At 35.1% G+C, this 14,114-nt stretch carries 13 protein-coding genes; 5 read left to right on the top strand and 8 right to left on the bottom strand.

What is annotated here, in order from left to right; all coding sequences use genetic code 11:
* Window positions 1-86: 86 nt before the first annotated feature.
* Window positions 87-1,754, top strand: a complete 1,668-nt coding sequence (locus DICTH_RS08390; RefSeq protein WP_012546935.1) for a nucleoside kinase — start codon at window positions 87-89, stop codon at window positions 1,752-1,754.
* Here the strand turns inward: DICTH_RS08390 and cysK are convergent.
* Window positions 1,751-2,686: a cysteine synthase A gene (gene cysK / locus DICTH_RS08385; protein ID WP_012548208.1), complete on the bottom strand. Its 936-nt coding sequence runs from the start codon at window positions 2,684-2,686 to the stop codon at window positions 1,751-1,753. The two genes, DICTH_RS08390 and cysK, sit on opposite strands and share 4 nt — an antisense overlap.
* Window positions 2,687-2,850: 164 nt before the next feature.
* On the opposite strand from cysK, the gene DICTH_RS08380 reads away from it, so the two are divergent.
* Window positions 2,851-4,071 (top strand): MFS transporter, encoded by a 1,221-nt coding sequence (locus tag DICTH_RS08380; RefSeq protein ID WP_041723332.1) that lies wholly within the window; start codon window positions 2,851-2,853, stop codon window positions 4,069-4,071.
* On the opposite strand, the gene DICTH_RS09860 is transcribed toward DICTH_RS08380, so the two are convergent.
* The 4 genes from DICTH_RS09860 to lexA form a co-directional block, all read right to left on the bottom strand.
* Window positions 3,975-4,382 (bottom strand): DUF1667 domain-containing protein, encoded by a 408-nt coding sequence (locus tag DICTH_RS09860; RefSeq protein ID WP_012548634.1) that lies wholly within the window; start codon window positions 4,380-4,382, stop codon window positions 3,975-3,977. The genes DICTH_RS08380 and DICTH_RS09860 overlap by 97 nt on opposite strands.
* 4 nt (window positions 4,383-4,386) lie before the next feature.
* Window positions 4,387-5,634, bottom strand: coding sequence for an NAD(P)/FAD-dependent oxidoreductase (locus DICTH_RS08370; protein ID WP_012546916.1), 1,248 nt, complete (start codon window positions 5,632-5,634; stop codon window positions 4,387-4,389).
* Window positions 5,618-7,072: an NAD(P)/FAD-dependent oxidoreductase gene (locus tag DICTH_RS08365; RefSeq protein WP_012548211.1), complete on the bottom strand. Its 1,455-nt coding sequence runs from the start codon at window positions 7,070-7,072 to the stop codon at window positions 5,618-5,620. The genes DICTH_RS08370 and DICTH_RS08365 overlap by 17 nt, the downstream gene beginning before the upstream one ends.
* Before the next feature lie 115 nt (window positions 7,073-7,187).
* Entirely contained in the window at window positions 7,188-7,787 is a 600-nt protein-coding gene (lexA, locus tag DICTH_RS08360) for a transcriptional repressor LexA (RefSeq protein WP_012546898.1), read from the bottom strand.
* A 244-nt stretch (window positions 7,788-8,031) separates the two neighbouring features.
* On the opposite strand from lexA, the gene DICTH_RS08355 reads away from it, so the two are divergent.
* Window positions 8,032-9,120, top strand: coding sequence for a hypothetical protein (locus DICTH_RS08355; RefSeq protein WP_012547602.1), 1,089 nt, complete (start codon window positions 8,032-8,034; stop codon window positions 9,118-9,120).
* A gap of 103 nt (window positions 9,121-9,223) precedes the next feature.
* Entirely contained in the window at window positions 9,224-9,376 is a 153-nt protein-coding gene (locus tag DICTH_RS09990; protein ID WP_012547802.1) for a HepT-like ribonuclease domain-containing protein, read from the top strand.
* Here the strand turns inward: DICTH_RS09990 and dnaJ are convergent.
* Genes dnaJ through DICTH_RS08340 form a run of 3 tightly spaced genes read right to left on the bottom strand, consistent with a single transcriptional unit; the run spans window position 9,373 to window position 12,875 of the window.
* A complete protein-coding gene (dnaJ, locus tag DICTH_RS08350; protein WP_012548192.1) occupies window positions 9,373-10,545 on the bottom strand; it encodes a molecular chaperone DnaJ in 1,173 nt (390 codons plus the stop codon). The genes DICTH_RS09990 and dnaJ overlap by 4 nt on opposite strands.
* Before the next feature lies 1 nt (window position 10,546).
* On the bottom strand, window positions 10,547-12,367 hold the full coding sequence (gene dnaK, locus DICTH_RS08345; protein WP_012548685.1) for a molecular chaperone DnaK: 1,821 nt from the start codon (window positions 12,365-12,367) through the stop codon (window positions 10,547-10,549).
* Window positions 12,345-12,875, bottom strand: coding sequence for a nucleotide exchange factor GrpE (locus tag DICTH_RS08340; RefSeq protein ID WP_012548548.1), 531 nt, complete (start codon window positions 12,873-12,875; stop codon window positions 12,345-12,347). Before DICTH_RS08340 ends, dnaK begins: the two co-directional genes overlap by 23 nt.
* Window positions 12,876-13,091: 216 nt before the next feature.
* Between DICTH_RS08340 and recF the strand changes: the two genes are divergently transcribed.
* The gene (gene recF, locus DICTH_RS08335) at window positions 13,092-14,114 is read left to right on the top strand and encodes a DNA replication/repair protein RecF (protein ID WP_012547414.1); all 1,023 of its coding nucleotides are present in this window, start codon (window positions 13,092-13,094) and stop codon (window positions 14,112-14,114) included.

Below are 14,114 nucleotides of genomic sequence, written 5' to 3'. Positions count from 1 at the left end.
TTTCAACCCCTTTCTTTAAATTGAGAATACTTTATTATAGAATTAAAATAAAACATATACAATTATATTTTGGAGGATTTCGAGAAATGATAAATATTGAATTTAGGGGAGCTATAAGAACGGAGATAGAAGAACCAAAACCTGTTATAGAAGTTTTGAACTCTTATCCTGAAATATTAGAAAAACTTTTAAATCCTGGCGAGATTCCTGTAGCGGTAAAAGTGAATGGAGATATTGAGACTTTAAACTATATGGTGGAGGATGATGTAAGACTTGATATTATTGGTAGTAGATCAAATATTGGGAGAAGAATATTAGAGAGGAGTTATATCTTTCTTCTTAACTTTGCGGTTTCTTTGATAATGCCAGAACAAAAGGTTTTAGTAGAGCATTCCTATCATAGAAGCCTATATGGTAGGTTTAAAAATTATGTACCTAAAGGAGAAGATATTGATAGAATAAGGGAAAAAATGAGGGAACTCGTAGAGAAGAACCTACCTATTCAAAAGAAACTGGTAACAAAGGAAGAAGCCCTAAAGATATTTAAGGAAAAGAATGAAGAAGATAAAGTTAGACTGATGAAGTATATACCCTTTAAAGAAATTCCTCTTTACTATATTGATGACCATTATGAATATTCCTTTTTGCCTCTTGTTCCATCAACTTCTTTTTTAAAGACCTTTGATCTAAAACTTTATCAACCGGGCTTTATTTTAATTCTTCCCGATGAGAAAGACATTCAGAAAATTAGTGAATTTAGAGAGATAGTAAAGCTTTTTCAGGCCTTTTATGAATATAAAAATTGGCTTGAGATTCTTGGCCTTGTAGATGTCTCTTCTTTAAATGAGGCTATTGAGAGGGGAGAGATCTCTGAGGTAATAAAAGTGGCAGAGGCTCTTCACGAGAAGAAAATAGCCCAGATAGCCGATGAAATTTGTTCAAAACTTCCCGATTTAAAGTTGGTATTAATTGCTGGTCCTTCTTCTGCAGGTAAAACTACTTTTAGTAAAAGGCTTCAGATTCAGCTTAAAGTTAATGGTTTAAAACCTATTGTTATTGAAATGGATGATTATTTCTTGCCTCCTGAGTATATTTCAAGGGATGAATTTGGAAATTATGACTTTGACAATCCTAACGCAGTAGATATTGCCCTTTTAAATGAGCACTTGAATATTATAATGAATGGAGGAGAAGTGGAGCTTCCTAAATATAACTTCCAAAAGAAGAGAAGAGAAAAATCAGGAAGGGTTGTAAAGCTTGAGGATAGAAGTATTGTTGTTATGGAAGGAATTCATGCCTTAAATCCTGATATGACCAATCTTGTGCCCGGATATATGAAATATCATATTTTTGTTAGTGCTTTAACTCATTTGAATATAGACAATCAGAATAGAGTACCTACGACTGATTCCAGACTAATAAGAAGAATGGTAAGGGATAGCATTTTTAGAGGATATGGAGTAATAGACTCCATAAGGCAATGGCCTTCAGTAAGAAGGGCTGAGGATCTTTATATATTTCCAACCCAAGAGAGAGCAGATGTTATGTTTAATTCAGCCTTAGTTTATGAGTTTCCAATTCTCAAAACTTTTGCAGAACCAATGTTGAAAGCAATTCCTCCTTATTATCCAGAATATCCAGAGGCAAAAAGAATTCTTGATATTCTTTCTCATTTTCTTCCTTTGTCCCCTACGGAAGTTCCTATGACTTCTATACTAAGGGAGTTTATAGGAGGAAGCTCTTTTACTTACTAATATCTATATTCATCAAAAAGTTCTGTAGAAATATATCTTTCTCCAGTATCAGGTAGAATTACTACTATTCTTTTGCCTTTATTTTCCTCCCTTTTTGCTACTTTAAGGGCTGCAAAACAGGCTGCTCCTGAGGATATGCCACAGAGTATACCCTCTTCTTTTATAAGTCTTTTGGCAGTCTCAATAGCATCCTCGTCGCTAACAGTAATTATCTCATCAATGATATTTATATTTAATACTTTGGGGATAAATCCAGCTCCAATCCCTTGAATTTTATGAGGTGAAGGGGTACCTCCTGAGAGTACTGGAGACTTTTCAGGTTCTACTGCTATGATTTTTATGTCTTTATTTTTATTTTTTAAGACTTCGCCTATCCCTGTTATAGTGCCTCCAGTTCCTACTCCACATACTACTATGTCTACCTTTCCTTCGGTATCTCTCCATATCTCCTCTGCTGTAGTTTTTCTGTGAATCTCGGGATTTGCAGGATTTTCAAACTGCATAGGCACAAAATATTTTTCTGGATCTGAACTAATTATCTCTTCCATCTTTTTAATTGCTCCCCTCATTCCCTCCTCTTTAGGAGTTAAAATTAGTTCTGCACCAAAAGCTCTAAGTAGAGCTCTTCTTTCCATACTCATACTCTCTGGCATTACCAAGATTACCTTATATCCTTTTATAGCTCCTATCATTGCAAGCCCTATACCTGTATTTCCTGAGGTGGGCTCTATTATTATCTTGTCTTTATTTAATTTTCCTGATTTTTCTGCCTCCTCTATCATGGAAAGGGCAATTCTGTCCTTTACGCTTCCTCCTGGATTGAAGGATTCAAGCTTTGCCAATATTTCTGCGAAGCAATCTTTTGTGATTTTGTTCAGTTTTACAAGAGGAGTGTTTCCTATAAGCTCTATTACACTATTTGCGATTTTCATTTTTCACACCCCATTTCATACTTTTTAGGTAAAAATAATATTAAAAAGCCAATTCTTTGTCAATAATTTTTATACGAAATCCCTTGGGTAAGATTAACTTTGGCTCAATCTTAGTTTATTGTTATGATATAATCTTTTCAAAATTAAGTAGAGGAGGTTTACTTTTGAAAAGATCTGGCAAGAATAGATTTATAGCCTTTATTGATCCTGCTCTTTTTATAAATGGAATGATCTTTTTGAATATAAATACTGTGGTGCCTTATTTTCTTATCTCCCTTTCTGCATCAAATTTTCATATAAGTTTTGCTAACTTTCTTGTCACCTTGGGTAGTTTTTTACCTTCTTTGTTGGTAGCAAGATTTGTCCAAAGATTAAAATTAAAGGCTAAAATTTTTGCAAAGCTTCTTTTTGTGCAAAGAATTTCCTTCTTAATTTTCTCCTTAATTTTGCCCTTTTTGATCAAGAATTTTGATAACTCTTTTACTATATATGCTTTCTTATTCTTTTATGGGATCTTTAATATGTTCGTAGGGACTTATGGACCTTTTTATTTTAGTATTATAAATAAGATTATCCCTTACTCGGAAAGAGGAAAAATCATAGGAAGAGGCAGTGCCTTAGGAAATTTGGTAGCTATTTTAACTACTTATGTATTAAATTTATATCTAACCAGGTTTTCTTTTCCCTATAACTTTGTTCTCATCTTTTCTACAGGGATGATAATTTTACTTGTTGATGCTTTACTTTTCTATATTATCGATGAGCCTGAGGACGAAACCATTGAAGATTCTATCTCTTTAAAGACATTTCTTTTAAATGCCTTCTCTTCTCTCAAAAAAGATTCAAATTTTAAGAATCTTGTCTTTTCTCTTATTTTTCTTGGTCTTTCTTTGACTTCAATTTCTTATTTTATTGTGTATGCTACAAAAAGTTTCAAGGGTTATAATTTTGTCACCATTTTTAACCTAGTTGCTATAACAGTAAGCATTATAGGTAATTATATCCTGGGTGAGCTGACAAGAATATTGGGATATAAAGAAACTCTTTCCTTAGGAATGGTTTTAGGTATTTTAGGATTGTTCTTAACTTTGATATTTAAAAATATATATTTTCTACTTTCTGGTTTTGCTCTGCTAAACCTAACCTTTGTTTCTAATATTTTGACTTCTGGTTTTCTAATAACTTCCATCTCTCCTAAGGAGGAACTTCCAGTGTACCTTGCTGTGAGCAATACATTGACTATGTTTTTATCTTCCATAATGCATATTCTTAATGGCTTTATAATAAATTATATAGGGTTTGATGCTTTATTCTGGTTATCTTTAGGGTTTTTGGTAGTTTCTCTTTTCTCCATAGGTCGGGTTGTGATTACATCTACATCCTGATATATCTTTTCTAATACCTTAAAGCCTTGCGGTACAGGGGCTTCTATTTCTATTTTTGCAAGTCTTTTAAGAACTTCAAAGATATAATCCCTGGGGATAGGTCCTGTGGTTTTTACAGGAATTACATTATATTTCCCATTTTTAACTCTTACTGTAGTGGTAAGAACCCTCTTGGGATTTTTAATCTCTTCCTCTGCATATTTTCTTCCCTTATCACATTTATTTCCCTTTACCTTTATCTCATTATTAATAATTTCTACCTCTAAATTACAACCTAAAGGACATACGATACAGGTAAGTTCTTTTTTCATAGTATCACCCCTCCATGGAGAATTCTAAGTATTCTATTTCTTTAAGATCCTCTGTTTTTAGCTTTACTAATATCATTTCTGCTGGTTTTACCATAGGATATCTCCACTCTTTCAATTTCTTCTTCTCATCCTGTAATATGAGTTTTGCACTTTTTTGGGGTTCTTTTACTCTCATATAAAAGGTTATTTCCTCAGAATTTATAGGATAGGATACATATTGAGGGACAATTATCCTCAAATTTCCTGAGATTTCTACTTTAACTCTCTTTTCTATTTTTAATTTGCCCTCTATAAACCTTACAGCAGAGTCTCCTGCTAAAATCCCCTGCATAGTAACATAATCTACTAAGTCATTTACAAGAAGAGAATTTCCACAGGAGAAAAAGCCATCCTTTAATGTAGATAGGTTTTGGTCTACCAAAGGACCACCTGTTTTAGGATCAATAGGTATATTTAAACTCTCTAAAAGTTCATTCTCAGGTATTAATCCTACAGAAAGAAGTAGAGTGTCGCACTCAATAAATTTTTTGGCTTCTAATATGGGATTCCCCTGTTCATCTACCGGGGCTATGTATACTCCCTCAACTCTATCTTTGCCTTTTATTTCTACCACAGTATGCTTTAAATAGAGTGGTATATTATAGTCTTCTAAACATTGAACTAAATTTCTTGTAAGACCACCAGGATAGGGAAGTTTCTCCACAACTCCAATAACTTCTGCTCCTTCCCATAGAAGTCTTCTTGCCATAATAAGTCCTATGTCTCCTGATCCTAAGATAAGAATCTTTTCTCCAGGAAGGTATCCCTCTATGTTAACTAATCTTTGGGCAGTTCCAGCGGTATATATGCCTGAAGGTCTATCTCCTGGAATTTGTAAGTTTCCTCGAGTTCTCTCTCTGCATCCAGTAGAAAATATTATTGCCTTTGCTTTTACCCTCCAAAGTCCATCACTATTTACTGCTATAACCTCTTTATCTTCTTTTATCTGGAGTACCATAGTATTGAGAAAGTATTCTACATTCTCTAAGTTTTTAATTTCTTGAATTAGTTTTTGGGCATATTCAGGCCCTGTTAGTTCCTCCTTGTAATATACAAGTCCAAATCCAGGGTGAATACACTGATTAAGTACTCCACCAAGTTCATCATTCCTTTCAAGGATTAATACCTTTTTTCCACTTTTTCCTGAGGATATCCCTGCAGAAAGCCCTGCAGGTCCCCCTCCAATGATCGCTATATCAACTTCTTTTAACATATTTCCACCTCGCCTTATTTTCCATTTTCACCATATAGGACTTATTTCCTTTAAAGGTAATCTTGGTTAGGGGTAAATTTAACTCTTCTGAGAGGATCTTCATAATATGATATCCGCAGAAGGCTCCTTGACATCTTCCCATTCCAGCCCTGGTTCTTTTTCTTATGGCCTCGAGGGTGGTGGCTGGAAGATTAGAATGAATGGCAGAGATAATCTCCATTTCACTTACATGTTCACACCTACAGATTATATGTCCCCATCTTGGATCTTCTTTAATTAATCTTTCCTTCTCTTCATCGCTAAGATCTTTAAAAGATATTTTATTAATGGTCTTTTTTATATTCTTCTTAGGTGTAATTTTTTCCTTTTCCATAAGCCAATTTAACGCCATTTTTGCAAGGGAAGGAGCAGAGGTTATGCCTGGCGAATCTATTCCTGCTATATGAAGGATATTTTTAAATTCAGGAATTTCTTCTACAAAAAAGTCTTTATGAGTGCTTGAAGCTCTTATTCCAGCAAAGGTATTTATTACCAAGTGAAAAGGTATATTTTCACAATATTTTCTGGCTTTTTCCTTAACTTCATAAAGTCCTTCCAAAGTAGTACTTTTATCTTCTTTTTCTTGAATCTCTTCCGCATTAGGACCAATTAAGATATTACCTTCTACCGTTGGGGTTATGAGTACTCCTTTGCCTTTTTTCGTAGGTACGTGAAAAATCGTGCTTTTTACAAAATCTTTTGCTTTTTTGTCTAATACTAAATATTCTCCTTTTCTTGGGGTAATCTCAAAGGGATAATCGGGGTCAAGCATTTTTATTATTTTGTCTGAATTTATTCCAGCGCAGTTTATAATGTATTTTGTTAAATATATATTTTTATCGGTTATTACTTGGTAAACGCTTTCTTCTTTTTTAATATCTATTACTTCTTCATTTAGCTTTATACTTAGGCCGTTTTCTATGGCATTTTCTATGGCATTGATGGTTAATAGAAAAGGATTAGTGATTCCTGAGGTAGGTGCAAAGAGGGCATATTTTACATCTTTATTTATATTAGGTTCTCTACTTAAGATCTCTTCTCTTTTTAGTATATATAGTTCTGGAACACCATTTTTGATTCCTCTCTCTTTAAGTTCCATCAAAATTTTTAGCTCTTCTTCATTGAAGGCAAGGACAAAGGCTCCTATTCTTTTAAAAGGTACTCCTAATTCTTCACATAGGTTTTTATATAATTTGTTTCCCTCTACATTGGTTTTTGCTTTTAGAGTATCAGGAATTGGATCGTAGCCTGCATGTACTATAGCGCTATTTGCCTTTGTTGCTCCCATGGCAACATCGGACTCTTTTTCTAAAAGAAGGAGGGAAAGATTGTAAAAGGAAAGCTCTCTTGCAATTAGTGCTCCTACAATGCCTCCACCTATTATTATTACGTCATACATGGGACACTCCTCCTTTTCCATACAAATAAAAAACCGCCCCAACTCAAAAGAGTCAGGGCGGTTCTCCCTTTCTCCTCGCCCAAAATCTTCTGTTTAAATTATAGCATTTAACTTATTATTTGAAAAGCCTTATTACTCCAACTACTTTTCCAATTATTTTAAAAGGAGGATATATCTCTGAATATCTGGGATTTGCAGGTTTTAAACAGGGTATTCCATAGTTTTCGGAAAGAAATTTTACGGTAGATTCTCCATCCTTTAGAGCTACTACAATTTCTCCTTTTTGGGCTGTATCTTGTTTTTGTACGATAATAAGATCTCCATCTAATATATGAGCTCCTTCCATACTATCTCCTCTGACCTTTAATAAAAAGGATTTTTCAGGAATCTTTACAAAATTTTTAGGAACAGGAATGTATTCTTCTATATATTCAGGAGACTCTACTGGTATTCCTGCTCTTATGGTACCTATTAAGGGAAGATAGATTACCTCTTCGTTTATTAGGTTTTTTAAATAAAATCTACCATTTTTATCCTGAGATAGATATCCCTTTTCTACAAGGGCTTTCATGTGGAAGTATCCAGATCCTGAAGAATTTAGGCCAAGAGCTTTGGTAACCTCTCTTACAGTGGGAATTCTTCCCTCTTTTTTCCAAAAAGAGGTTATGAATTCTAAGACTTCTTTTTGTTTTTTGCTCAATAATCTATTTGACATTTTATTTTAATTATATCACTGCATTTTTAATAAAAGTAGCTAATTATTGACTACTTGACATAAAAGAGATTTTTAGTAAAATAACAATCAGTTAAAGCTTTTCTGGGTGGCAAGAAAGGAGGTGAAGAGGAGACCTTTAGGTGCCACTCAAGAAAGGCAGACTGGTAAGGGAAGATTTCGGAACTTACCAGTGAGTTATAAAAATTTATAAAAAATTAAAAAATCCTAAGGGGGTCAAGGAAAGATGAAGAAATTGGTTTGGTTGTTAGTTTTAGCTCTTTTAGTAGTTCCTGCATTTGCTGCTAATGTTAGCACATCAAGTTGGATAGGAGTAGGTTTCCATACAAGATTTTTACCATTCTCTGATGGCTATGGTCTTGCATGGGGAACTTGGGGCTCTGGTAATTTAACATTCTCTCTCTCTGGAAGCTCCAACCTTGGTAGCGTAAATGCTACATTCAAAGTGAATTTACCAAATGATTTGAGTGGTAGTGCAGCTCCAACTGGAACCATCACCTTCTCCAAAGTAGCAGGGCTTCTTGATATATCCTTCTGCAAGGGAACCCTTCCAGATATTAGCACAATATTAGTACCAGATATTTTACCAGATACAGGAATTAACGTAGTATTATCTCAAGCACCCGTTAAAGTTACTGTAGGTTATGCTCCAAAAAATAATTGGGGGAAGTCCAATTTCTGGACCGAGGCAGCTCTTGCCGTAAAAGGTGAAGTATCCGTAGCTCAACCAGTTTCTGTTTCTGCCTATGGTTTAATTCAAAAGAATACTGCGACAGGAACAATTACTGCTTGGGCAGTTGGTGGTTCTGTAACACCAGTAACCACTCCTGTATCCTTAACTGTTTATGGTGAGGCAGCAAGCAATCCTGAGCAACTTGTTGGTGCAACAGTAAAAGCTCTCGGTGGAAAAGTTACAGTAGATGGTAACTATAAACTTCAAGCTCAAACAGTAAAATTATCAGTTACTGCTGATGGCGTAGTGCCCAACGTAAAAGCATATGCAGAGTATGATACTTCTAACACTTACACCATATTTGCTTATGTTTCTGGATCTGCACCAGTCCCAGTAGGAAGCTTATCCTATGGTGCTGCAGTAGCTAATGGTCCAGATACTCTCTTTGGTGGATTTGCAAAATGGTCTGTCAGCCTTGGTGGTAATGTATCCCATGACTTGACTCTTGGTTATGGCTTTGACATGGATGACTATGGTAACAATGGATGGCAGAGAGGAGTACTAACTGGTGCAGATGATCTCTGGGGTGTAGATGTAAGAGGCAAATTCTTCGCAGAAAGCAAGTTAATGATTGGATTCTAAGCATAAAAACTATAAGCCCTCCCCATTTTGGGGAGGGCTTTTTATTTTGTACTTCATATTCTATGGAGAGAGACTGTTTTAGGAATCGAAAGAGAAGATAGTGATGTTGAGAAGGCCATTAGAGGCAGTTTTTGATATAGGAAATCATATTTTATCGAGAGTGCCTGAAGCTGTTCCAGAGACTTTTGCGAGAGAAAATCTTATTAAAATGGCAGAGTATAGAAACAGATTGATTCACTTTTATGAGAAATATTAATTATCACCCTTAAAGGCTTTTTTTATCTGTTCAAATATGTTTTTATCCTTCTCTATATTTATTCCTCTGAGTTTGGCTATCTCAAGGAGAAGCTCTTTTTCCTTTGGGGATAGGTTTTGGGGTACAGTTATCTTTACAACAATCTTTTGGTCTCCTCTTTGATTTTTATTTCTCAAGTAGGGTATTCCCTTCCCTTTTAGGGTAATTACTTCTCCTGTTTGGGTTCCAGGTTTTATATATATTTTTTCCTTACCTTCTAAGGTAGGTACCTCTACCTCCCCTCCTAATAAGGCTATAAGGTAGTCTATAGGAAGCTCCATCCATATGTCTTCGTTGTCCCTTTTGAATATTTTATGGGGAATTATATGAATATGTATGTAGATATCCCCATTAGGTCCACCATTTTCACCTGGTTCTCCTTCACCTGCGAGTCTTATTACGTATCCCTCATCAACCCCTGCAGGTATCTTAAATTCAACTCTTCTTTTTCTCCTTACTTTTCCTGTACCATGACATTCGTGGCACGGATTGATTATTATCTGTCCCGTACCATGACATTTGGGACATGTGGTTATCTGAACAAATTGGCCAAAGGGAGTTTGTCTCATATTTCTTATTTGTCCTGTTCCATTACACATATCACATTTTACAGGATTTGTTCCAGGCTCTGTCCCTTTTCCTTTGCAAGTAGGGCATGTTTCAAGCCTTGTTACATATATTTCTTTCTCGCTTCCAAAGGCTGCTTCTTCTAAGGTGATATTTATGTCGTATCTTAGATCTGCTCCTTTTCTTGGGGCTTTTTCCCTTTCTCTTCTTCTGCCGAAAAGATCTCCAAAGATGCTGTCTCCAAAAAAGTTTTCAAAAATGTCCTCAAAATTTCTTCCTAAATCTCCAAAGTCAAAGCCTCCGGGTTGCCATCCTCCTTGAAAGTCTCCATATCCTGAGAAATCTCCTACATGTCCAAATTGGTCATATTGGGCTCTTTTTTGAGGATCAGAGAGTACTTCGTAAGCTTCATTTATTTCTTTAAACTTTTCGTGGGCAGAAGGATCCTTGTTTAAGTCAGGATGATACTGTCTTACCAATCTTCTATATGCTTGTTTTATTTCATCCTGGGTGGCGTTTCTCGGCACACCCAGGATTTCATAATAATCTTTTTTGGTTGGCATACTAATTCACCTTGTAGTCTCCGTCTATGGTTTTACCTCCAGGATTTTCATTGGTTTGTCCTTGTCCTGGATTACCCGCAGCACTTGCTGATTGATACATAAATTGTCCTATCTCTCCCAGAGCTTGAGTAAGTTCTTCCATACCTTTCTTAACTTGTTCTACATTTATTCTTTCAGGTTTTATCAGCTCTTCTAAGTTCTTTATTTTATCTTCAACTCTTTGTACCAGATCTTTACTTACTTTGTCTCCATAATCTTTAAGAGTTTTTCTTGCTGTATATATTAGATGTTCTGCTTGGTTTTTGGTTTCAATCTCTTCTCTTCTTTTTCTATCTTCTTCTTCAAACCTTTTTGCTTCTTCGGTCATTCTCTTAATCTCTTCTTCTGAGAGTCTAATAGCATTGGATATAGTTATTCTTTGCTCTCTGCCAGTAGCCTTATCTCTTGCTGAAACATGTACAATTCCATTTACATCTATATCAAAGGTTACCTCTATTTGAGGAACACCACGAGGAGCTGGTGGAATTCCATCTAAGATAAATCTTCCAAGGCTGATATTATCCTTGGCAAGAGCTCTTTCTCCTTGTAATACATGAATCTCTACGCTGGTCTGGTAGTCTGCTGCAGTAGTGAATATCTGGCTCTTAGATACAGGAATAGGGGTATTTCTCTCAATAATCTTTGTGAATACGCCACCAAGGGTTTCAATTCCAAGGGAAAGAGGAGTTACGTCTACCAATACTATATCTCTAATCTCTCCTCCGATTACTCCTGCTTGAATAGCTGCACCAAGAGCTACTGCCTCATCGGGATTGACATTTCTTTGTGGTTCTTTCCCAAAATGTTTCTTAATCCATTCTTGTATACATGGCATTCTTGTAGCTCCACCTACAAGAATTATCTTGTCAATTTGAGATGGAGAAAGACCTGCATCCTTTAATGCCCTTTCGGTAGGCTCTTTAGTCTTTTCTACCAAATCATAGGTTAACTCTTCAAATTTTGCTCTGGTTAAAGTTACAGAGATATGTAAAGGAGTGTTTCCTTTCATTGCAATAAAGGGGAGATTTATTTCTGTTTGGAGTTTAGATGAGAGTTCTATCTTTGCCTTTTCAGCTGCTTCAAAGAGTCTTTGTAGAGCAGTTCTATCTTCTTTGAGATTGATTCCATGCTCTTCCATGAACATCTCTACGAGCCAATTGACAATTCTTTCATCAAAGTCATCGCCACCAAGTCTGTTGTTACCTGCAGTAGCTATTACTTCAAATACGCCCTCTCCAATTTCAAGGATAGAGACATCAAAGGTTCCTCCTCCTAAGTCAAAGACAAGGATCTTTTGATGTCCTTCTTTATCAAGACCATAAGCAAGGGCAGCTGCAGTAGGCTCATTTATTATTCTTACTACTTCAAGCCCTGCAATAGCTCCTGCATCTTTTGTGGCTTGTCTCTGGGCATCGGAGAAGTATGCTGGTACAGTTATTACTGCCTTCTCTATAGGTTCCCCTAAGTATGCCTCTGCATCCTTTTTGAGTTTTCTCAGAATCATTGCAGATATTTCTTGAGGTGTGTACTCTTTATCATCAATTTTTACCTTGTAGTTTGTTCCCATGTGTCTTTTTATGGATTTAATAGTTCTTTCTGCATTAACTATTGCCTGTCTTTTGGCAGGTTCTCCTACAAGGAGTTGCCCATCTTTTGTAAAGGCAACTACCGATGGTGTTAATCTGCTTCCCTCGGCGTTTGGTATTATGGTAGGTCTTCCACCCTCAAGATAAGCTATTAAAGAGTTTGTAGTTCCTAAATCAATTCCTACTATTTTCGCCATGGTTATCTACCTCCTTGTTTTGTATCTTTTTTGAGACTATAACCCTTGCAGGTCTTAATAATTTATTTTTAAATAGATATCCAGGAGAAATTTCCTTGAGGATAATATTATCTTCTCCATTAGAGACTTCTTCTACTCCTACAGCCTCATGTATATTAGGATCAAAAATTTTTCCTACTGTTTCAATTTTTATTACACCCTCTTTTTCAAGAAGGTTTTCAAATTGTTTATATATCATCTCTACACCTTCTATTATGGCATCTTTTTTTCGTGTATGTTTTATAGACTCTAAAGCAAGTTTAAAGTTATCCATTATCTCCACAATTTCCTTTAAGAGTTTTGCGTTAGCAATCTCTTGCCATTCTTCCTTTTCTTTTCTTAGTCTTTGACGAAAATTTTCAAATTCTGCCTGGAGTCTTGCATATTTTATCTCCCATTCATTGGGTACATACTCTTCGGGCTTTTCTTTTTCTTGTTCATTTTCTTCTATTAGATCTTTTTCTTCCATCTTTTATTTCACCTCTTTAATTGTGTTTTAGCAGTCTAATAGTGAGAGTGCTAAACCATATATAAGTTTATAATTTATATTTAAAATGTCAAGGTTGACCACATTACTATAGCTTATAGGTCAAGTTTTGATATTGACTTTTTTATTTATTTTTCTAAAATATATATAGAAAAAATTAATATATCTTAAGATTTTCTACTGAGAGGGGGTGAAAGAATGGACAAGAAGAGAATGTTAATTGAGAGTATTTCTTTGAAAAATTTTAGGAATTTCTCCGATTTTAGTACAAGCTTTAAAGATGGTATTAATGTAATCTATGGGCCTAATGGATCTGGTAAAACCTCTATCTTAGAGGCAATTGCCTACTTATCAAACCCAAGATCTTTCAGAAGTGCCAGAGATTATCAACTTATTAAAATTGGTGAAAAGTTTTTTGAAATAACGGGTAAAGTTTTAACTGGAAAGGAGCACCATGAAATTACTATTAACTATTATTATGATGAATTAAAGAAGGAAAAAACTGCATATCTTAATGGTTTTAAAGTAAAAAGATTTAGAGATATTCAAGAGATATTCATAGCAATACCTTTTAGTTTTAAGGACTATGCAATGATAGACGGTTATGCAACTCAGAGAAGAGATTTCTTTGATGATATTTTCTCTCTCTTAGATCTTGAGTATTATGAGATATTGAGAAATTATGAGAAGCTTCTTGACGAGAGAAATGAAATTTTAAAATCTGAAAACATAGATAGGGATTATGTGATATACTTAGCAAAAGAAATGCAACCATTGGCAGAAAAAATAGTGGAGAAGAGGGAAGCTATGATAAAAGAATTATCAAAGTATCTTGATCCTATGTTCAAAGTAGAATATGTCTCTGAATTTAAAGGTAAAAATATAGCAGATTATATTGAGGAGGACATAGCAAGAGGATCAACTACCGTTGGTCCTCATGTACATGATGACTATATATTCTACTATAAAGGCAATCCTGCTAAGTATTTTGCTTCTGAGGGACAAAAGAGATTATTATATCTTTCTTTAGTACTTGCCTTTAGAAAACTTATTGAGGAGACAAAATTATATGAGCCTGTATTCCTCTTTGATGATCCTATAAATGTATTGGATCCACACTTACTGGAGAAATTTATCTCTAATTTGTCTGGTCAAGTTATAATTGCAAGTTTGTCGCCACTCCTTGGTGCTTACAATATAGGCTTGACGGTGGAGGGATAG

Source organism: Dictyoglomus thermophilum H-6-12 (assembly GCF_000020965.1).
GTDB lineage: Bacteria > Dictyoglomota > Dictyoglomia > Dictyoglomales > Dictyoglomaceae > Dictyoglomus > Dictyoglomus thermophilum.
Note: the sequence above shows the minus strand (reverse complement) of the source record. Positions and strands in the feature narration are given on the sequence as shown.